The 18524-nt window shown below is 72.4% G+C and carries 15 protein-coding genes; 7 read left to right on the forward strand and 8 right to left on the reverse strand.

Going from position 1 to position 18524, the window contains the following annotated elements; genetic code table 11:
- The first annotated feature begins 165 nt into the window (after nt 1–165).
- From gmd to NRK68_RS23820, 4 genes are all read left to right on the forward strand, one after another.
- On the forward strand, nt 166–1179 hold the full coding sequence (gmd, locus tag NRK68_RS23805) for a GDP-mannose 4,6-dehydratase (RefSeq protein WP_030961348.1): 1014 nt from the start codon (nt 166–168) through the stop codon (nt 1177–1179).
- A 245-nt stretch (nt 1180–1424) separates the two neighbouring features.
- On the forward strand, nt 1425–4202 hold the full coding sequence (locus tag NRK68_RS23810) for a CBM96 family carbohydrate-binding protein (RefSeq protein ID WP_257856664.1): 2778 nt from the start codon (nt 1425–1427) through the stop codon (nt 4200–4202).
- Between the two features lie 157 nt (nt 4203–4359).
- The gene (locus NRK68_RS23815; protein WP_257856665.1) at nt 4360–5034 is read left to right on the forward strand and encodes a hypothetical protein; all 675 of its coding nucleotides are present in this window, start codon (nt 4360–4362) and stop codon (nt 5032–5034) included.
- Nucleotides 5035–5188: 154 nt separating this feature from the next.
- Nucleotides 5189–5404 carry a DUF6458 family protein gene (locus NRK68_RS23820; RefSeq protein ID WP_030961345.1) on the forward strand — a complete coding sequence of 72 codons (216 nt, stop codon included), beginning with the start codon at nt 5189–5191 and terminating at the stop codon, nt 5402–5404.
- Nucleotides 5405–5413: 9 nt separating this feature from the next.
- Here the strand turns inward: NRK68_RS23820 and NRK68_RS23825 are convergent, their stop codons facing one another.
- Nucleotides 5414–6529 (reverse strand): glycosyltransferase, encoded by a 1116-nt coding sequence (locus NRK68_RS23825; RefSeq protein WP_257857909.1) that lies wholly within the window; start codon nt 6527–6529, stop codon nt 5414–5416.
- A gap of 8 nt (nt 6530–6537) precedes the next feature.
- Nucleotides 6538–7077, reverse strand: coding sequence for a WcaF family extracellular polysaccharide biosynthesis acetyltransferase (locus tag NRK68_RS23830; protein ID WP_183067393.1), 540 nt, complete (start codon nt 7075–7077; stop codon nt 6538–6540).
- Between the two features lie 96 nt (nt 7078–7173).
- Between NRK68_RS23830 and NRK68_RS23835 the strand changes: the two genes are divergently transcribed.
- Nucleotides 7174–8697: a hypothetical protein gene (locus NRK68_RS23835; protein ID WP_373023640.1), complete on the forward strand. Its 1524-nt coding sequence runs from the start codon at nt 7174–7176 to the stop codon at nt 8695–8697.
- 149 nt (nt 8698–8846) lie between these two features.
- On the opposite strand, the gene NRK68_RS23840 is transcribed toward NRK68_RS23835, so the two are convergent.
- The 3 genes from NRK68_RS23840 to NRK68_RS23850 are packed head-to-tail and all read right to left on the reverse strand — an operon-like array spanning nt 8847 to nt 13044.
- On the reverse strand, nt 8847–10076 hold the full coding sequence (locus NRK68_RS23840; protein ID WP_257856666.1) for an MATE family efflux transporter: 1230 nt from the start codon (nt 10074–10076) through the stop codon (nt 8847–8849).
- The gene (locus NRK68_RS23845) at nt 10073–11836 is read right to left on the reverse strand and encodes a lipopolysaccharide biosynthesis protein (RefSeq protein WP_183067395.1); all 1764 of its coding nucleotides are present in this window, start codon (nt 11834–11836) and stop codon (nt 10073–10075) included. The genes NRK68_RS23840 and NRK68_RS23845 overlap by 4 nt, the downstream gene beginning before the upstream one ends.
- The gene (locus NRK68_RS23850) at nt 11833–13044 is read right to left on the reverse strand and encodes a glycosyltransferase family 4 protein (protein WP_183067462.1); all 1212 of its coding nucleotides are present in this window, start codon (nt 13042–13044) and stop codon (nt 11833–11835) included. Before NRK68_RS23850 ends, NRK68_RS23845 begins: the two co-directional genes overlap by 4 nt.
- Before the next feature lie 166 nt (nt 13045–13210).
- On the opposite strand from NRK68_RS23850, the gene NRK68_RS23855 reads away from it, so the two are divergent.
- The gene (locus NRK68_RS23855; RefSeq protein ID WP_046777194.1) at nt 13211–13699 is read left to right on the forward strand and encodes an FAD synthase family protein; all 489 of its coding nucleotides are present in this window, start codon (nt 13211–13213) and stop codon (nt 13697–13699) included.
- Here NRK68_RS23855 and NRK68_RS23860 read toward each other — a convergent pair.
- Nucleotides 13680–14402 carry a CDP-alcohol phosphatidyltransferase family protein gene (locus NRK68_RS23860; protein WP_183067396.1) on the reverse strand — a complete coding sequence of 241 codons (723 nt, stop codon included), beginning with the start codon at nt 14400–14402 and terminating at the stop codon, nt 13680–13682. The two genes, NRK68_RS23855 and NRK68_RS23860, sit on opposite strands and share 20 nt — an antisense overlap.
- A gap of 34 nt (nt 14403–14436) precedes the next feature.
- A complete protein-coding gene (locus tag NRK68_RS23865; RefSeq protein WP_183067397.1) occupies nt 14437–15639 on the reverse strand; it encodes an MFS transporter in 1203 nt (400 codons plus the stop codon).
- Between the two features lie 83 nt (nt 15640–15722).
- Between NRK68_RS23865 and NRK68_RS23870 the strand changes: the two genes are divergently transcribed.
- Entirely contained in the window at nt 15723–16271 is a 549-nt protein-coding gene (locus NRK68_RS23870; RefSeq protein ID WP_183067398.1) for a MarR family transcriptional regulator, read from the forward strand.
- On the opposite strand, the gene glgX is transcribed toward NRK68_RS23870, so the two are convergent.
- On the reverse strand, nt 16237–18492 hold the full coding sequence (glgX, locus tag NRK68_RS23875) for a glycogen debranching protein GlgX (RefSeq protein WP_259656707.1): 2256 nt from the start codon (nt 18490–18492) through the stop codon (nt 16237–16239). The two genes, NRK68_RS23870 and glgX, sit on opposite strands and share 35 nt — an antisense overlap.
- Between the last annotated feature and the right edge of the window lie 32 nt (nt 18493–18524).

The following is an 18524-nucleotide window of genomic DNA, read 5'->3' on the forward strand; positions in this document are numbered from 1 at the left end:
CGGACGCCCCGCAGGGGGCGCCGGCGAACAGCCGTGTACGGTACGCATCCAGCCGCCCGACCGCGGCCCGACCACTCGGTGCGCCGCCTCCGCAGGGCCCGCTGCGCACCCGCCGCGAGGCGACGCAACACAACGACACACAGCAACCACCAACAAGGGGACCCCATGGGCAAGACCGCACTGATCACCGGAGTCACCGGACAGGACGGCTCGTACCTCGCCGAGCTCCTGCTCTCCAAGGGCTACACGGTGCACGGTCTCGTGCGGCGGTCCTCCAGCTTCAACACGGAGCGGGTCGACCACATCTACCAGGACCCGCAGACGGCCAACCGGTCCTTCGTCCTGCACCACGCCGACCTCTCCGACGGCGTCGCGCTGGTGAACCTGCTCCGCGACATACGCCCCGACGAGGTCTACAACCTCGGCGCCCAGTCCCACGTCCGCGTCTCCTTCGACGCCCCGCTCTACACGGGCGACGTGACCGGCCTCGGCGCGCTGCGGCTGCTGGAGGCCATCCGGGCCAGCGGCGTCGACACCCGCATCTACCAGGCCTCGTCCTCGGAGATGTTCGGATCCACCCCGCCGCCGCAGAACGAGCAGACCCCGTTCCACCCGCGCAGCCCCTACGGCGCCGCGAAGGTCTTCGCGTACTGGACCACGGTGAACTACCGCGAGGCGTACGACATGTTCGCCGTCAACGGCATCCTCTTCAACCACGAGTCCCCGCGCCGCGGCGAGACCTTCGTGACCCGCAAGATCACCCGCGCGGTCGCCCGTATCAAGGCCGGTCTGCAGGACCACCTCTACCTCGGCAACCTCGACGCCGTCCGCGACTGGGGCTACGCCCCCGAGTACGTCGACGCCATGTGGCGGATGCTGCAGCAGGACGAGCCCACCGACTACGTCGTCGCCACCGGTGTGGCCGCCACCGTCCGCGAGTTCGTCGAGTCGTCCTTCTCGCACGCCGGTCTCGACTGGACCGAGCACGTGCGCTACGACGCCAAGTACGAGCGCCCCAGCGAGGTCGACGCCCTCATCGGCGACGCTTCCAAGGCCCAGGAGCTGCTTGGCTGGAAGCCGTCGGTCCTGGTGGCCGAACTTGCTCAGATCATGGTGGACGCCGACATTCGCCAAGTCGAGGACCAACTGGCGGGTGTGACGGTCCGTATCGACCGCTGAGGGCTTATATTTCCCCTACGATTTGCCGTGTTCCGGTCACGCGGGCGGTTCCACGCCAGGGTGACCGGTGCAAACGTGCCGTATGTCCCTAGTGCACCCTCCACGCTGAACCTTTGATTCCAAGTTGGTATGCAATGGGTCAAGGGAGGTGACCAGGCCCCCGCGTGAGCCCTAGTCTGCGCCAGATACATATGGCTGTTCGGATAGTTCCAGCCATCAAACCGGGCGATTGCCCTGGGGGGCTCATGCGTAGATCAAGAGGGCTGACTGCCGCCCTCGTACTGTCACTGGCCGGTGCGGGCACCGGTATAGGCCTGGTGCTGATGCCGCAGGCGTCCGCCATCACGGCTCCAGTGGCATTCACCGCCGACGAACTGCCGACGTGGCAGCCGGACGGCATCGTCTGGGCGATGGCCCAGGCCGAAGGCACCGTCTTCGCCGGCGGCACCTTCTCCGCCGTCCGCCCGCCCGAGGGTGTGGCGGGTGCCCAGCAGGAGGCCGTGAACTTCGTCGCGCTCGACGCCGCGACGGGCAACCCCACCTCCTGCAAGCTGGCCTTCACCGTCGGCGACGGCACCGCGACGGTGCGCACGCTGGTCGTCTCGAAGGACAAGAAGACCCTCTACGCGGGTGGCTACTTCGGGGCCGTCAACGGCACCCCGGTCTCCAGTGTCGCGGCCATCGACATCGCGAGCTGCACCCCCAAGGCCGCCTTCCACCCCGGCTTCCCCGCCACTGTGCGCGGACTCGCCGTCACGGACGACACCCTGTACGTGGCCGGTGACTTCACCACCGTCGAGGGCCAGACCCGCGAGCGGTTCGCCGCCGTGGACGCCGCCTCCGGTGCGCTCAAGCCCTTCGTCGCCAACGTCGACGAGCCGGGCCGCGCCGTCGAGGTCACCCCCGACGGCAAGAACGTGCTGCTCGGCGGCGACTTCTTCACGGTCAACAACGCCAGCAGCCACGCGCTGGCGGTCGTCGACGCCACGTCCGGCGCCGTGAAGAAGACCTACACCAACATCCCGTCGAACTCGGTCGTCAAGGACATCTCCACCGACGACACCGGCTTCTACACGGGCAACGAGGGCTCCGGCGGCGGTGTCTTCGACGGCCGCATCGGCCTGCGCCTGAGCGACTTCACCGAGAAGTGGCGCGACCGCTGCCTCGGCGCCACGCAGTTCGTCCTGCCGTACGAGGGCGTCCTCTACAGCTCCTCGCACGCGCACGACTGCTCCACCGAGCAGGAGTTCCCCGACGGCAAGCGGCACTTCCTGCTGGCCCAGCCGACCAACCACGAAGGTGCCGCCCCCGCGCCCGTGGACGGGTTCGTACGCGGCCCGGCCAAGCTCGGCTGGCACCCCACGGCCAACGACGGTCTCGGCGAGGGCATCGGCCCGCGCGTGATGGCCGTGGCCGAGAAGAACGACGTGAAGTACATGTGGGTCGGCGGTGAGTTCACCCTCATCAACGGCAAGGCCCAGCAGGCTCTGACCCGCTTCTCCTCCACCGGCGACGTCGGCGCCCCGACCGCCCCGGTGGTCAGCGCCTCCAGCGTCAAGCCCGGCGAGGCCCAGGTCCGCTGGCGGACCAGCTACGACGCGGACGACAGCAAGCTGACGTACCGCATCTACCGCAACGGCTCGGCCACCCCGGCCGCCACCGTCACCGCGAGCTCGCTGGAGTGGGAGCGCCCGCAGGCCTCCTGGAACGACACCACGGTCAAGGCCGGACAGTCGTACACCTACCGGGTGACCGCGACCGACGCCGCCGGCAACACCAGCGCGCTGTCGGCCACCACCTCGGTGACCGTCCCGACCTCGGTCCAGTCCTACCCGAACCAGGTCCGCACCGACGGCGCCGAGCTGTACTGGCGCTACGACGACTCGGTCAGCCCCTACGTCGCCGACACCTCGGTGTCCGGCAACCGCAGCGGTGTCCAGGTCAACGCCCCCGCCCTGAAGCAGTCGCCCGGTGCCGTCCCCGGCAGCACGGCGATGGGCTTCAACGGGACCAGCCAGAAGGTGCACAGCGACCGCCGCCAGACGGTCGGCAACACCTTCACCATCGAGACCTGGTTCAAGACCAACACCACGCGCGGTGGCAAGCTGATCGGCTTCGGCAACAACACCACGCGCAACAGCGGCTCGAACGACCGCCACATCTACATGACGAACACCGGTCGCCTGGTGTTCGGCGTCTACAACGGCTCGACCCGGACGGTCTCCACCGGCCTGTTCGAGACGTACAACGACAACAAGTGGCACCACGTGGTCGGCACCCAGGGCCCCGGCGGCATCACGCTGTACGTGGACGGCCAGAGCAAGGGCACCCTGAACGCCACCAGCACCAGCAACTACGCGGGCTACTGGCACGCCGGCGGTGACAACCTCTCCGGCTGGCCGACCCGTCCGACGAGCAACTTCTTCGCCGGTCAGCTCGACGAGACCGCCGTCTACCCGACGACGCTCACCCAGGCCCAGGTCAAGAACCACTTCGATCTGGCCAAGGCTCCCACCGACACGGTCTCCACGGTCAAGACGACCGAGGACACCTACATCAACCAGGGCGCCCCCAGCACCACCTACGGCACCGCCACCTCGCTCGCCGTCCGCGGCAGCGGCTCGCTGTACCAGGCGTACATGCGCTTCGACCTGCCGGCCGCCCCGGCCGGCCAGGTCCTGAAGTCCGCCGCGCTGCAGTTCAAGACGAGCACCCAGGCGAGCGCCGGTACCGCCGACACCGTCTCCGTGGTCCCGGTCACCGGTACCTGGAGCGGCGCGAGCACGTCGTTCAACACCAAGCCGGCCCTCGGCGCCACCCCGCTCGGCAGCATCGCGGGCGTGCCGGACGGCTCGGCCGTGCACAACGTCGAACTGGACACCGCCGCGGTCACCGCGGTCCTGGGCAGCAGCTACAGCCTGGGCCTGACGAGCAACGGCAGCGACCCGCTGTGGCTCTGGGCCTCGGAGTCCACGGCCGCGGAGGGCACTCCGCAGCTGGTGCTGACCTTCGGCGCCAAGTAGTACGAAGCACCGCCTGACGCCAATGCGGGGCCCGGCTGCGTGGCCGGGCCCCGCATTCCTGTGCACACCCCCTCGGGGGTGGGCACACGGATCACGGCCGGACCGCTTGATCCGGCCCCGGTCCACCGCACACCCCCTTGAGTACGGGAGCCACCCGATGTACCGACGCTCCGCAGCGGCCGCTGTCCTGCTCGCCGCCGCCCTGACGCTGACCGCCTGCAGTTCGGGCGGGGACGAGGCCGACGCCCAGGCGAAGCCGAAGCCCCCGGCCTCGTCGGCGGCCCCCGATCCGGCGGACACCCCGGCCCCGTCGGCACCCGCCCCCGACGCGAAGCCGACCGGCCCCGTCCTGCCCGACGCCAAGCTGACCCCGAAGACGGGCAGTTTCACGGCGGAGGAGAAGAAGTACCTGAGCGGCCGGGTCCCGGAGAAGATGGACCCGGCGGCCGTCCTGCAGACCGGCCAGGAGGCCTGCCAGCGGGTGGCGCGCACCGCCAAGCGCGACAAGGACGCGGCGACCGGCGCCGTCATCACCGGTGAGATCCAGGGCGCCAAGGACGCGATCACGCACCTGTGCCCGGACCAGAAGCCGATCCTCGCCGCGGCGGAGAAGGGCTTCCCCGAGGGGCCCCGCACCTCTCCCGCGGCCGGCAACTACCGCGCGCTGACCCAGGCCACGAACTGCACCTGGGAGGCCAAGGGCAAGGACGGTTCCGTCCTCGCCTCGGGCCCCGAGACCCCGCCCAAGGCCGGCGACAAGGTCACGGCCACCATCCCGGCCAACACCGCGGAGTTCAACTCCTCCGGCTGCTACGCCTGGATCCCCGCGTGACCATCCCCGCGTAACAGCGGCGTACCACCGCACCGCCGCACCGCCGCAGTCGCGAAACGCCCCGCAGGACCGGACTTCCGGCCCTGCGGGGCGTTTTCGTACCCGATCGCCGGGTAGCCGCGCGGACACAGTCACCACACCGGAAGGCGGACCCATGGGCATCGGCGGATGCATAGGCCTGATCGTGGTGGGCGCCATCCTCACCTTCGCCAGCGACTGGGAGATGGAGAGCGTCAACCTCGACCTGGTCGGCCTGATCATGATGGCGGTGGGCGGGATCGGCCTCGCCGTCTACACCAGCATCTACAAGCGGCGCCGGGCCACCGGCGCGATCCCCGTGGTGGAGGAGCACCGCCGGGACGTCATCTGACGCGGGGCCTCAGCTGCGCAGCGCGGCCCCGTACACCGGCAGCAGCGTGTCGAGGACCGCGTCCATGGAGAACGACCCGTCGGCCAGCTCACGCGCCGCCAGCGAGGCCCCGCGGTTCGCCGCCGGGTCCAGCAGGTCCAGGACCGCGGCGGCCACACCCTCCGGGCCGGGCTCGATCGCGCGGCCGGCTCCCGCCCGGGCGATGTCCCGGGCCAGGCCGTTGGAGTGGGTCACCACCGACGGCACGCCCACCGCGAGGGCCTCCAGGACGGACATCGGGAACGGCTCGTCCACCGAGGGCAGGACGTAGACGTGGGCCCGGCGCAGTTCCGCGAGCACCTGCTCGCCGGACAGCGCCCCGGGGACCGTGAACCGGTCCGTCAGACCCAGCGACCCGATCCGGGCGCGTACGGCCCCCAGTTCGCCCTCGTCCGGACCCGCGACCACGAAGTGCGCGTCCGGATGCTCCGCGAGGACCGCCGGGGCGGCGTCCACGAAGTCCACCGGCCGCTTACGGGCCTGCAGGCGCGCGGAGTACAGGATGCGCGGCGCCCCCTGCGGCGCGGGCCGCTCCTCCTGCGCCGGGGTCCCGTTGACCAGCCGGACCGTGTTCGCCAGCGGCGCGCCGACCACCGCGTCCAGACCCTCCCGCTCGTGCGGGGTCAGGTACAGCACGGTGTCCGCGCCGCGCAGCAGCCGGCGTACCGCCACCGCGTCCAGCACCTTCGCCAGGAGCTTCTCGCTCGGGTCCACCATCCCGTGGGTCTGGAGCACCAGCGGCTTGCCCGCGCGCAGCGCCGCCAGCGCCACCGGCAGGGTCACCAGGTCGCGCGCCAGGTGGACATGGACCACGTCGGCGTCGCGCACCAGGCGGCCGGCCGAGGCCACCAGCGCCGGCGAGGTCATGCCGCTGAAGCCGAGGGGGAGCAGCCGGCGGGCCGGGAACAGCTTCGCCGGCACGCCCTCCACGGCGGTGGGCCACTTCTCGAAGCCGTCGCCCAGCGCCAGCAGCCGCGCCTCGTGGCCGCGGGCCCGCAGCCCCTTCGACAGGTTCAGCGCGACCCGCACCGGGCCGCCGAAGGCGTGCGAGGGGGAGTGCAGGGTGACGGCGTGCAGGACTCTCATCGCGGCACTCACTTGGGCTCCTCCACCGGGCGGCGCCGCCCGTCCTGGGTCTGCAGCGTCAGTTCCGGCAGGTCCTGGTGGACCACGGCCCCCGCGCCCGCGACGGCGCACCGGCCGACGGTCACCCCGGCCAGCACGGTCGCCCGTACCGCCACCCAGGCGCCGTCCTCGACGGTGATCGGCGCGTTGCGGTAGCGGAAGTCGGCGGCCCGGTGGTCGTGCGAGCCGGTGCACAGCATGGCTTCCTGCGAGAGGCACACGTGCGAACCGATGGTCACCGGCTCCAGGTTGAGCACCCAGACACCCTCGCCGATCCACGCGTGGTCCCCGACGGTGAGCTTCCACGGCCACAGCACACGGACCTTGTGCCGGATCAGCACCCCCTCGCCGATCTTCGCCCCGAAGGCCCGCAGCAGCGAGACGCGCAGCCGGGCCGGACAGAACCAGGCCATGAACACCGTGTTCATCACGGCGAACCAGAGCGCCTGCGTCAGCAGTCCGCGCCCCTTGTCGTACCCGGCCAGCGTGAAGGAAGGAAGATCACGCAACAGATGCCCCCATCGTGCTCTCGGCCGCGGCCTCCCCGGGCGCGGCCCGCTCAGACTAGACTGCGCGCGGACCAGGCACATCGGGTGGGGGCGGCAGTGACGACGGACATACGCAAGCCCTCCGCAGCGCCCCCCCGGCCGGTCGTCCCGTCCCCCTTCGAGGACGAGAGCACGTGGGGCCGGGAGACCCTCCCGCGCACCCTGCTCTCCCGGGCGCTGTCCGTACCGCTCGCCCTCGGATTCACCGTCTTCCTGCCGCTCTTCGTCGCCGTCCAGACCGGCGCGGGCGTCCGCGACGCGGCCTTCTGGCTCCAGCTCCTGCTCACCATGTACGCGGGCGCCCGGCTCTCGGCGATGGTGCTCACCAGCCGCCGCAAGCTCCTGCAGGGCTCGTTCTGGCTCTTCGTCTACATGGCCATGGGCGTGGCCCCGCTCGCACAGGCCGTCCTCGGCCAGGTCCCGACGCCGGTCGTCGGACCGCGTTCCGACCTGACCGTCGCCATCGGGCTGGTGCTGCTCGGCTGCACGGCCTTCGACGTCGGCGTGCTGCTGGCCCGGCACCGGCCGGCCGGGCGCGCGGGCGGCTCGCAGAAGGCGTCGCGGCCCGTCATGGCGCACCGGCGCCGGCTCCAGGTGCTGACGGTCCTGTCGTTCCTGTGCAGCGCCGCCTTCGTCATGAAGCTGGGCGGCCCGGCGGTCTTCTTCTCCAGCCGTCAGGAGATCATCGCCGGCATCCAGGAGGCGGGCGTCTCCAACGGCGACGGCCAGGCCGGCCAGGCCCTGCTGCGCGGCTTCGGCACCGTGCCGGCCCTGCTCTCGCTGCTCCTCTACACCCGCTGGCTGATCACGTCGAAGTTCGCCCGCCGCAAGGTGTCGATCATCGTCACGTGGGCGGCGCTCGCCGGACTCAACCTGGTCGTCAACAACCCGATCTCGAACCCGCGGTACTGGTTCCTGACGGTCATGTTCGCGCTGCTGTTCACCGTCTTCCCGGTGAGCGCGGCGATGTACCGGGTGGCGCTGTCGATGGCGGTGGTCGTCGCCCTCCTGATCTTCCCGTTCGCGGACCGCTTCCGCTACGACGAGAAGAACTACCGGCCGGTCGAGACCACGTCCTTCCTGGAGCCGATGGCGCTCAAGGACTACGACCAGATCGGCATGTTCGCGAACACCATCACCTTCTCGGAGTCGGGCCCCGGGCACTTCTACGGCCGCCAGCTGGCCGGATCGATCTTCTTCGCGGTGCCGCGGTCGGTGTGGGAGGGCAAGCCGAGGGACACCGGCGTGATGGTCGGCCAGTGGATGGGCACCGTCAACACCAACCTCTCCTCGCCGATCTGGGCGGAGCTGTGGCTGGACTTCGGGCCGCTGGGCATGGGAGCCGGTCTGCTGGGCATGGGCTACGCCGCCGCGCGGGTCGACCGGCGGTACGCGAAACGGGCCACGCGGCGGTCACCGCCGGGCAGCCTCATCTCGGTGGTCGTCCCGCTGGTCGCGGGCTACTCCTTCATCCTGCTGCGCGGACCGCTGCTCCAGGCGTCCGGACGCGTGGCGATCGCCGCCCTCTGCCTCGCGCTGGTCGCAACCCACCGCACGGACAAGTCCACCACCCTCCGCTGACGCGCAGCCCTTTCAGCCCGTCCGGCGTTCGAGGCGCGGGTCCGGGCGGAGCCCGATGCTTTCAGCCCGTCCGGCGTTTGAGGACCGGGTCCGGGCAGAGCCCGGGAAACGGAGAAAGGGCGGGGCGGGGAGAGGCTCCGCGCAGCGGGTCAGGCCGCAGGCGTCGGAGCGGGTTCTGCCGGCGCCGGGACGGCAGCCGACAGACGGGCCACCCGCCACCAGGCGGCCAGGGCCTTGAGCGCGGAGCCGGCCGCCAAGGCCCACGCGGCGCCCGCCACACCCCACACCGCGTACCCGCCCAGCAGCAGCCCCACGGACAGCAGCGAGAAGACCACCTGCAGCGAGAGCGTCGCCTTCGGGGCGAGCACCCGCAGGGTCAGCAGCGCACACGTCCCCAGCCCCATCACCGCGTACTGCGCCCCCGTGGCCGGCAGCAGTGCGGACGCCGACGCCCAGGTGTCGCCGAGCAGTTCCCGGCCCAGCCGGTCCGGCAGCAGGTACAGGGCGGTCGCCCAGCCCGCGCCGACCGCGGCGAGGACCAGGCCCAGCGCCGCCGTCGCCCGGACCGTGGCGCGCCTGCCGCCGAGCCGCCCGAGCACCGGCGGCCCGAACGCGTTCGCCGAGTTGAACAGCACGTTCAGCGGCCCGAACAGGGTGGTCGCACCCCGCAGCGCACCGACGGCCAGCGGTGTGGCGAAGACGCCGAGCCCCAGCACGGCGAGCTGGCTGGAGCCGTTGCCCACCGCGAACTCGACCACGAACCGCTGCCCGAGATGACCGCGCCGCAGGTACGGACGCAGGTCCGTGCGGGAGCCGCGTACGTACGGCCGCAGCAGCCACAGGCCGAGCCCCAGCGCCGGCAGCGCGGAGAGGCCCCACGCCAGCACCAGCCGTCCGGCCGAGGCCCCTTCGGGCTGCAGGGCCAGCGCCGCGACCACGCACACCAGCCGCAGCGCGTCCGCGGCCAGCGCCCGCTCGGGGGCCCGCAGCGCGGAGAAGCAGTAGCGCAGCCCGTCCTGGAGGAGCACCAGCGGCAGGACGAGGCCCAGCGCGAGGAAGGCCCGCCCGGTGGCCCCGGGGAGCATCAGGCCCACCGCGGCGAGCAGCGCGCCCGCGGCGGCCGACACGGCCGCCGTGAAGCCGGCGGCCGAACGGCAGGCCCCGGCGAGCCCCTCGCCCTTCTCCAGGACGAGGCTCTGGCCGACGTAGGCCATGTTCAGCCCGAGGAGCACGCTGAAGGCCACGTACACCATGGAGAAATCGGCGAAGGCGGAGGCCGACGACAGTCGTGCGGCCAGCACCAGCACCAGGATGTTGGTGGCGCTGGAGGCGGCCTGGTCCAGGACCGAGGCGACGGCGGCGAGGCCGCGTCGGCTCACCTGCGGCCCATGCGCACGGTGCGCAGCGCGACGGTGTCGGTGCCGTCACCGGGGATGTGCTGCTCGGGCTCGGCCACCTCGTAGGGGATCGGCTGGGGCTGCGGCGCGGAGTTCCCCGGCTTCGCGGGGGCCGCCGGTCCGGCGGCGGCCGGTCCGCCCTTGCCCTTGCCGCTCTTGCCCTTGCCACGCTTCTCACCCGGCAGCGGCGCGTGCAGCACCGCACCGAGCACGGTGCCGCCGGCGCCGCTGATGAGTTCGCGGATCCGGATGAGGTCGGTGCGGTGTATGGCGCGCGGGTCGCTGACGACCAGGACGCCGTCGACACGGTCGACGAGGGCGAGGGCGTCGGCGTACGAGAGCACGGGCGGCGCCAGCACGACGACGGTGGAGTTGGGGGCGTCGGCCTCGGAGATCAGCCGGGTGGCGCGGGCGGAGGTCAGCGCACGCGGCACGTTGCGCGCCCGGTCGCCGGGGATGAGGTCGAAGGAGCCGGACTCGCCGGCGTCCACGACGAGCTGGCGGCCGTCGGGCCACTCGGAGTCGGAGTGCCGGCCGGGCGCGGGCGCGCCGCCCTGGCCCTGGCTCCAGCGGGGGCGGCCGCCGGCGTCGGTCGGCAGCTGGCTGGCCAGCACCGGGGTGCGCAGGTCGGCCTCGATGAGCAGGACGTCCTTGCCGGTCTCCGCGAAGGAGGCGGCGAGGTTGACGGCCACCGCGGCCGCGGTCTCGCTGCTGCCGCGCGGCGCGACGACGAGGAGCCGGCGCCGGTCGGCGAAGCGGGAGTCGTAGGCGAGGCGGAAGGCCACCGAGCGGTACTCCTCGGCGAGCCGTGGGTCGGCCTCACCGGCGGCGAGCAGCGGTCCGCCGCCCGTCCGGTCCCGCGGCAGGTAGCCCAGTACGGGGGCGCGCAGGGCGCGGGCCACGTCGCCCTCGGAGCGCGGAGCAGGGTCGAAGACCAGCCGGACCCAGGCGGCCAGCAGGCCGAGCGCGAGGCCCACGGCCGCGCCGAGCGCGAGGGACATGAGGATGCCGGGGCCGTCGGTGGCGGTGGGCGCGGTCGCGGCGCTGGTGACGCGGCCCGGGGTCATGTCGAGGGCCTCGAGCTTGGTGATCTTGGTGTTGTAGCTGCCGACCTCGCTCTGCAGGTCGGTCTTGGCTGAGCTGGCCGCGTCGCGTCCGGCGCCCGCGGGCATCCGGGCGATCTCCTTGGACGTCTCGTCGAGCTGCTTGGCGATCGGGTCGCGCTGGTCCTTGTAGCCCTTGACCATCTTGTCGCGGGTGGCGTCGAGGGACTCCTGCCGCTTGAGCAGGTAGGCCTCGGTCATCGCGTTGGCGCGCTTGGCGGCCTCCTTGGGGGAGTCCGCGGTGTAGGTGAAGCGCAGCACCATCGTCTGCGGCGGGTTGGTCACCTGGAGGCCGGAGCGCAGGGCGGCGAAGTCCTTGGCGGACACCCCGAGCTTCTTCGCCGCCTCGTTGGCGATGGAGGAGCTGAGCGCGACCTGGCGTTCGGAGCCGATGTTGATCGCCTTGTCCGGGGCGAGGCTCGGGTTGAACGGGTCGTCGGTGGGCGCGCGCAGCACCACGTCCGCGGTGGCGACGTAGGTGTCGGCGGTGGATATGCCGAGGTAGACGCCGCCCAGCAGGCCGACCGCGATCCCCCCGCCGATCAGCCTGCGGTAGCGCAGGAGCTGCCGGAACTGGTCCCTGAGAAGGTCGGGTTCGTCGTCGGCCGGTGCCGCTGCCGGGCGGTTCGTCTCGATCACGGCCGGGTTCCCCCAAGTGCTTCGTCCATCAGTGCGTCGATGCGGGCCAGGCCCGCTTCACGGCTCAGGTGGGCCGCCACATGGCGGGGTCCGGCCGCTCCCAGTGCGTCCGCGCCCTCGGGGTCCTCCGCCAGGGCCCGTACGGCCTTCAGCAGGGCCTCGGGGTCCTCCGGCGGTACGAGCACCCCTGCGCCCGAGCGCTCCACCTCCTGGGCGGTCCCGCCCTCCGCCGCCACGGAGGCGACGACGGGCCGGCCGGTCTGGAAGTAGGAGGTCAGCTTCGACGGGACGCTCATGTCCAGCACGGCGGCGTGCTGTGTGACCGCGAGTACGTCCGCCGCCGCGAGGATATCCGGGAACTCGCCGTCAGCGGCAGGGGGGATGATGTCCAGATTCGGCACGTCCGCGGAGAGGTCCGCGAGGGCGGAGCGCTGACTGCCGTCGCCCATCAGGACGAAACGGACCTGCGGGTCCAGCCTGGCGGCGCCCACGAGGACTTCGAGTCCCTGCTTGAGGCCCATGTTCCCGGAGTGCAGGACGACGGTCTCGCCGGGGCCCCAGCCCAGGTGGCGGCGGGTCTCGCCGCGCGGCCTGGTCGGCCTGGGCACGTGGGACCAGTTGGGGACCAGGCGGATCCGGCCGGGGTCCACGCCCATGCCGACGACCCGTTCCACGAAGGTCTCGTGGATGACGCCGACGAGGGTGGCCCGCTTGAGGGCGTATGCCTCGGCCCGGCCGGCGATCGCGGCCGCCTTGTCGCCGCCACTGATGCCGCTCTGCGCGGCGGCGGCGCCCATGAGGTCCTGGACCACGGGGACGTAGGGGACCTTCCAGCGCGCCGCGAGCCGGGCGGCGAGCACGCCGCCGGCCAGGCTGGGCATCTGGGCGAGCACCGCGTCGGGCCTGGGCATCCGCGGCGGCGCCACGGCGCCGTGCAGGAGAATCGATCCTTCGAACAGGGCCCGCTTCACGGCGGTCTGGCGGGGCGGCACGGTGTGCGCACGCCGGTGCACGGTGACTCCCGCGCGCTGTTCCGTGCGCTGGAGCGCCCCCTTGTACTCCGGCTCGAGCGACCACGCCGGGTAGTGCGGCATGCCGGCGAGGACGTGCGTCTCGTGGCCGAGATCCGCCCAGTGCTCCGCGATCTGCGTCGCATACGGGCCGATGCCCGCGTGCTCCGGAGCGTAATTGGTGGAAACCAGCAGCATGCGCCGCTGACCGGATCTGGACACCGTGCGTCCCCTCTTCCCCTGGATGATGCGCACGTCACCCTATTCGTTCACCCGCGTGATGCGGAACGTGCACGCTATTGTCTGCTAATCCGCTGCACCGGGGGGTGTGGCCGCTGGGGATGAAGAGATGACGGGGCGGTACATGTCCGACATTGGAGCGCCTGCGCGCCGACCGTATCGAGTCGGCTACGCGCCGGGCGCCTACGACCTGTTCCATATCGGGCATCTCAACATCCTTCGGCACGCCCGGAGTCAGTGCGACTACCTGGTCGCCGGAGTGGTCTCCGACGAGATGGCCGAACTCGCCAAGGGCCGCCGCCCGATGATCCCGCTCGTCGAGCGCCTGGAGATCGTGCGCAGCGTCAAGTACGTGGACGCCGCCTTCGTCGAGACGGTCCCGGACAAGGTGGAGACCTGGAAGCAGGTCCGCTTCGACGTCATCTTCAAGGGCGACGACTGGCGCGGCACCCCCAAGGGGGACAAGCTGGAGAAGGATTTCGCCGCCCACGGCGTCGACGTCGTCTACTTCCCCTACACCGTCCACACCTCCAGCACCCAGCTGCGCCGGGCGCTGGACGCGCTCGCCGAACCCGCCCCGGCGCCGGGGCAGGTCACCGGCGAACGGCGCTGAGCTCCCGGAACCACTTGGCGAGGAAGGCCAGCAGGAACAGCGCGGCGACCACGCCCAGTCCGGCGTACGCCCAGGCGAACAGCCTTCCGCCGCCGAGCAGCAGGAAGACCAGGCAGAACACCCCGTAGTCCACGGGCAGCAGCGCCACCGCGCGCAGCGTCGACGGCGCGGCGGCGGGGCTTCCCGGAGCGGGCCCGGGCTTGAGCTTCTCGGTCAGCAGGCCGCCGAAGAAGGTGACGACGGCGGCGAACTGGAAGCCGAGCGGCACCAGGAGCCAGCCGTCGGCCGTCGTGCCGTACTCCTCGGGGAACCGGTAGAACGCGATCAGCACGCACGAGTGGAGCGCCGTGAGCTTCGCGGCGTCCACGACGTGGTCCAGCCACTCGCCGGCGGCGCTGCCGCCGCCGCGCAGCCGGGCCAGCTGTCCGTCGGCCGAGTCGAAGGCGAAACCGACCGCGAGCGCGGCCCACACCGCGAGCCCCAACGCCCACGAGGGCCCGGTCAGCGCGACCGCGGCCACCGCGGCGAAGCTGAAGGCGGCGCTGATCAGCGTCACCTGGTTCGGGGTGAGCCCGAGGGCGTACGAACCGGCGGCCAGGTAGCGCCCGGCGGGCCGGTTCACGAACCGCGAATAGAGCGACACCCCCTTCGCCGACTTCTGCGCCCCGCGCAGTTCCCGCAGCGCGGTCCCGACTCTGCCCATGCAGCGGCTCCCCTCAGCGACGATGTCGAACACATCATCGCAGCACAGTTGAGCGGTTCCGTTCCGGATGTCTGCGGACGTCCGGAAGCAGCAGTACGGACAGGTTCGCCGCCGCGCTGAGCGCGGCCGCGACCAGCAGCGGAACCGTGGCCCCGACGGCGGCGGCCAGCGGGGCGGCCACCGCCAGCCCCAACGGGCGCGCGGCGAACGAGATGAGGGTGTCGAAGGAGCCGACCCGGCCCAGGGTCTCCAGCGGGATGCGGCGCTGCATCTCCGTCTCCCACAGCGGACTCAGCACCCCCAGGCCGAACATGGCGCAGCCGAACGCGGCCGCCGTCGCGGGCAGGGGCAGGCGCAGCGCGAAGGCGGTGAGGGGCAGGGCCTGGGCGGCCGCCCCGAAGGCCACGCCGAACAGCGGCCGGCGCAGCGGCAGGCGCCCCGCCGCCCAGACCCCGGCGAGCATGCCGACCGTGCCGGTCTGGGCGACGACCACCCATGAGCCCTCGCCGCCCAGGCTCTCCGCGGCGATCACCGGGCCGAGGGTGAGGAGCAGTCCGGCCGCCAGGTGCCAGACCCCGTGGGCCAGCACGTTGGCGAGGAACCACGGATGGCGCCGGGTCTCGGCCCAGCCCGCGCGCAGCTCCGCGCCGAAGGCGGCGCGCGGCGCGGTCCGCGGGGCCGCGGTGGTGCGCAGGCCGCCGAGGGTGAGCGCGGAGAGGACGAAGAGCCCCGCGGTGAGCAGGGAGGCCCAGCCCCCGCCCACGGTCAGCGCCAGCGATCCGGCGGCGGCCGGGGCCGCGACGTTCGCGAGCCCGGTGGCCACCCCGAGCCGGGCGTTGACCCGCAGTCGGCCCTCCTCGGGAACCGCGGCCGCGACGAGCGTGCGGACGGCGGGCGTGCCGAAGGCCACCGCGGCTCCGGTCACGGCGGCGAGCGCGGCCAGCTCGGGCACGCGGCCGTCGAGCCCGGTCAGGAGCAGGGCCCCGGTCGCCAGCTGGGCCGCCGCCCGGACCAGGTCGGCCACCAGCACCACCCGCCGCGCCCGGAACCGGTCGGCGGCCACCCCGGCGACGGGCAGCAGGAGCAGCATCGGAAGCAGCTCACTGGAGAGTACGAGGCCCAGGTCGCCGGCGGAGCCCGCCTGCAGCAGGGCCAGGGTGAGGGTGGTGGGGACGAGGGCGGAGGCGAACGCGGCGAAGGTGCGGCCGGCGACCAGCCGCCGTATCGGCGTGATCATGCGGGCACGTTATTTCGCCGACGAATCATTCGTCAACGAAATATTGGCCCGGAGTTCGGTGGGGAACGGGACATAATGCGGGCATGGGCAGAGAGGCGGCCGAGGGCCGGGCACGGGCGTCGGAAACAGCACCCGTGGAGGACCCCGCGGACTCCGTCGACCGGCACATCGCCCGGTGGACCGGCAAAGTGCCCTTCGACGTGCCCACCGAAGCCGTCATCACCCGTATCCAGCTCCTCGCCAAGCACGTGTCGCACGCCAAGGAGCGGGCCCTCGCCGAGACCGGGCTCCAGGCCTTCGAGTTCGACACGATGCACCGGCTCGCCTCCCGCGGCGCACCCTGGCGGGCCCCCTCCGCCGAACTCGCCGCCGAACTGCTCCTCTCCCCGGCCGGGATGACCGGCCGCCTCGACACCCTGGAGAAGTCGGGCCTGGTCCGCCGGCTGCGCGCCGCCGCCGACCGCCGCCGGGTCGACGTGGAGCTCACCGGGGAGGGCCACCGGCGGTGGACCGAGGCCATGCGCCGGCGCGGCATCGCCGAAGCCGGGATGATCGAGCCCCTCGACGACGCCGACCGCGCCGCGCTCGCCGCGCTCCTCAAGCGGATGCTCCTGGCGGTCGAGACCCGCTGACCCTCAGCAGCAGCACCGAGCGGGCCGGCACGGTCAGGGTCTCACCGGCGCCGTGCCGGGTGCCCGGGACGGCGGCCTGCTCCTCCAGAGAGGTGTCCAGGACCAGTTCGTACCCCTCGGCCCACGGCGCCCCCGGCAGCACCCACGCCGCCGGCCGGTCACCGGTGTGCAGCAGCACGAGGAAGCTGTCGTCCGTCACCTGCCGGCCCCGCTCGTCACGGCCCGGGATGTCCCGCCCCGACAGGTACATTCCCAGCGCTGCCGCCGGGGCGTACCAGTCCCGCTCCGTCATCTCCACGCCCGCCGGCGTGAACCAGGCCAGGTCCCGCAGCCCGTCCGCGCCCTGCGGCCGCCCCGAGAAGAACGCCCGCCGGCGCAGCACCGGATGGGCGTGGCGCAGCGAGATCAGCCGGGCCGTCAGGGCGAACAGCGACTGCCACGCCGGATCCTCCAGCAGCGACCAGTCCACCCACCCCGTCTCGTTGTCCTGGCAGTAGGCGTTGTTGTTGCCGCCCTGCGTGCGCCCGAACTCGTCGCCCGCCACCAGCATCGGCACCCCGGTCGACAGCAGCAGGGTGGTCAGCAGGTTGCGCAGCTGCCGGCGCCGGAGCGCCCCGATGCCGGCGTCGTCCGTCTCCCCCTCCGTCCCGCAGTTCCACGAACGGTTGTCGTTGGTCCCGTCGCGGCCCGCCTCCCCGTTCGCGTCGTTGTGCTTGCGCTCGTAGGACACCAGGTCCCGCAGGGTGAAACCGTCGTGCGCGGTCACGAAGTTCACCGAGGCGTACGGGCGCCGCCCGCCCCACGCGTACAGGTCGCTCGACCCCGACAGCCGGTAGCCGAGGTCCCGTACGTCGGGCAGCGCGCCCCGCCAGAAGTCCCGCACGGCGTCCCGGTAACGGTCGTTCCACTCCGTCCACAGCGGCGGGAACGCCCCCACCTGGTAGCCGCCCGAACCCACGTCCCACGGCTCGGCGATCAGCTTCACCCGCCGCAGCACCGGGTCCTGCGCGATCACCGCCAGGAACGGCGACAGCATGTCCACGTCGTGCATCGAGCGGGCCAGCGCCGCCGCCAGGTCGAAGCGGAAGCCGTCCACCCCCATCTCGGTGACCCAGTAGCGCAGCGAGTCCGTGATGAGCCGCAGCACGTGCGGCCGCCCGGCGTGCAGGGTGTTCCCGCAGCCCGTGTAGTCGGCGTACCGCCGCTGGTCGGACTGGAGCCGGTAGTAGCCCCGGTTGTCGAAGCCACGCAGCGACAGCGTGGGCCCCAGCTCACCGGCCTCCGCCGTGTGGTTGTAGACCACGTCGAGGATCACCTCGATCCCGGCCGCGTGCAGCGCCCGGACCATCCGCTTGAACTCGCCGACCTGCTGCCCGGCCGTACCGCTCGACGAGTACCCCGCGTGCGGGGCGAAATAGCCCACCGAGTTGTAGCCCCAGTAGTTGCGCAGCCCCTTGCGCAGCAGATGGTCCTCATGCGCGAACTGGTGCACCGGCAGCAGCTCGACCGCCGTCACGCCCAGCTTCACCAGGTGCTCGACCGCCGCCGGATGGGCCAGGCCCGCATAGGTCCCGCGCAGCTCCTCGGGAACACCCGGATGGCGCATCGTGAAACCGCGCACGTGCAGCTCGTAGATCACCGAATCGGCCCAGGGGGTCTTCGGCCGGACGTCGTCCGCCCAGTCGTCGTCATCGTGCACGACCACGCCCTTGGGCACATACGGAGCGGAGTCCCGGTCGTCGCGCACGGTGTCCGCGATGTACTGCTGCGGCCAGTCCCGCACGTGCCCGTACACCTCCGGCGGCAGCGTGAAGTCCCCGTCGACGGCCCGTGCGTACGGGTCCAGGAGCAGCTTCGCCGGATTGTGCCGGACCCCCGTCCAGGGATCCCAGCGGCCGTGCACCCGGAAGCCGTACCGCTGCCCCGGGCGCACGCCCGGCACGAAACCGTGCCAGATCTCGTGCGTGAGCTCCGTGAGCACGCAAGCCGTCTCGGCCCCGCCCTCGTCGAAGAGGCACACCTCCACCGCCTCCGCGCCCTGCGCCCACACGGCGAAGTTCGTGCCCGCGGTCCCGTCCGGACCGTGGTGGAAGCGGGCCCCCAGAGGGTGCGAGGACCCCGGCCACACCGCCGGGGCCGGGCGTGTGTGCGCCCGTGCGGCCTGCCCATTGACCTGGCCGTTCGTCCGGCCGTCCGGCCGCCCGTTCGGCTGACGGCCCAGTGGGCCGCCCGGTTGGCCGTCGACGTGCGGTA

Source organism: Streptomyces yangpuensis (genome assembly GCF_024666385.1).
Taxonomy (GTDB): Bacteria; Actinomycetota; Actinomycetes; order Streptomycetales; family Streptomycetaceae; genus Streptomyces; species Streptomyces yangpuensis.

Coding starts and splice junctions, on each gene's coding strand:
- NRK68_RS23820 (WP_030961345.1), top strand. CDS start 5,189: ATGGGCATCGGCGGATGCATAGGCCTGATCGTGGTGGGCGCCATCCTC.
- NRK68_RS23865 (WP_183067397.1), bottom strand. CDS start 15,639: ATGATCACGCCGATACGGCGGCTGGTCGCCGGCCGCACCTTCGCCGCG.
- NRK68_RS23810 (WP_257856664.1), top strand. CDS start 1,425: ATGCGTAGATCAAGAGGGCTGACTGCCGCCCTCGTACTGTCACTGGCC.
- NRK68_RS23815 (WP_257856665.1), top strand. CDS start 4,360: ATGTACCGACGCTCCGCAGCGGCCGCTGTCCTGCTCGCCGCCGCCCTG.
- NRK68_RS23850 (WP_183067462.1), bottom strand. CDS start 13,044: ATGCTGCTGGTTTCCACCAATTACGCTCCGGAGCACGCGGGCATCGGC.
- NRK68_RS23870 (WP_183067398.1), top strand. CDS start 15,723: ATGGGCAGAGAGGCGGCCGAGGGCCGGGCACGGGCGTCGGAAACAGCA.
- NRK68_RS23855 (WP_046777194.1), top strand. CDS start 13,211: ATGTCCGACATTGGAGCGCCTGCGCGCCGACCGTATCGAGTCGGCTAC.
- NRK68_RS23825 (WP_257857909.1), bottom strand. CDS start 6,529: ATGAGAGTCCTGCACGCCGTCACCCTGCACTCCCCCTCGCACGCCTTC.
- gmd (WP_030961348.1), top strand. CDS start 166: ATGGGCAAGACCGCACTGATCACCGGAGTCACCGGACAGGACGGCTCG.
- NRK68_RS23860 (WP_183067396.1), bottom strand. CDS start 14,402: ATGGGCAGAGTCGGGACCGCGCTGCGGGAACTGCGCGGGGCGCAGAAG.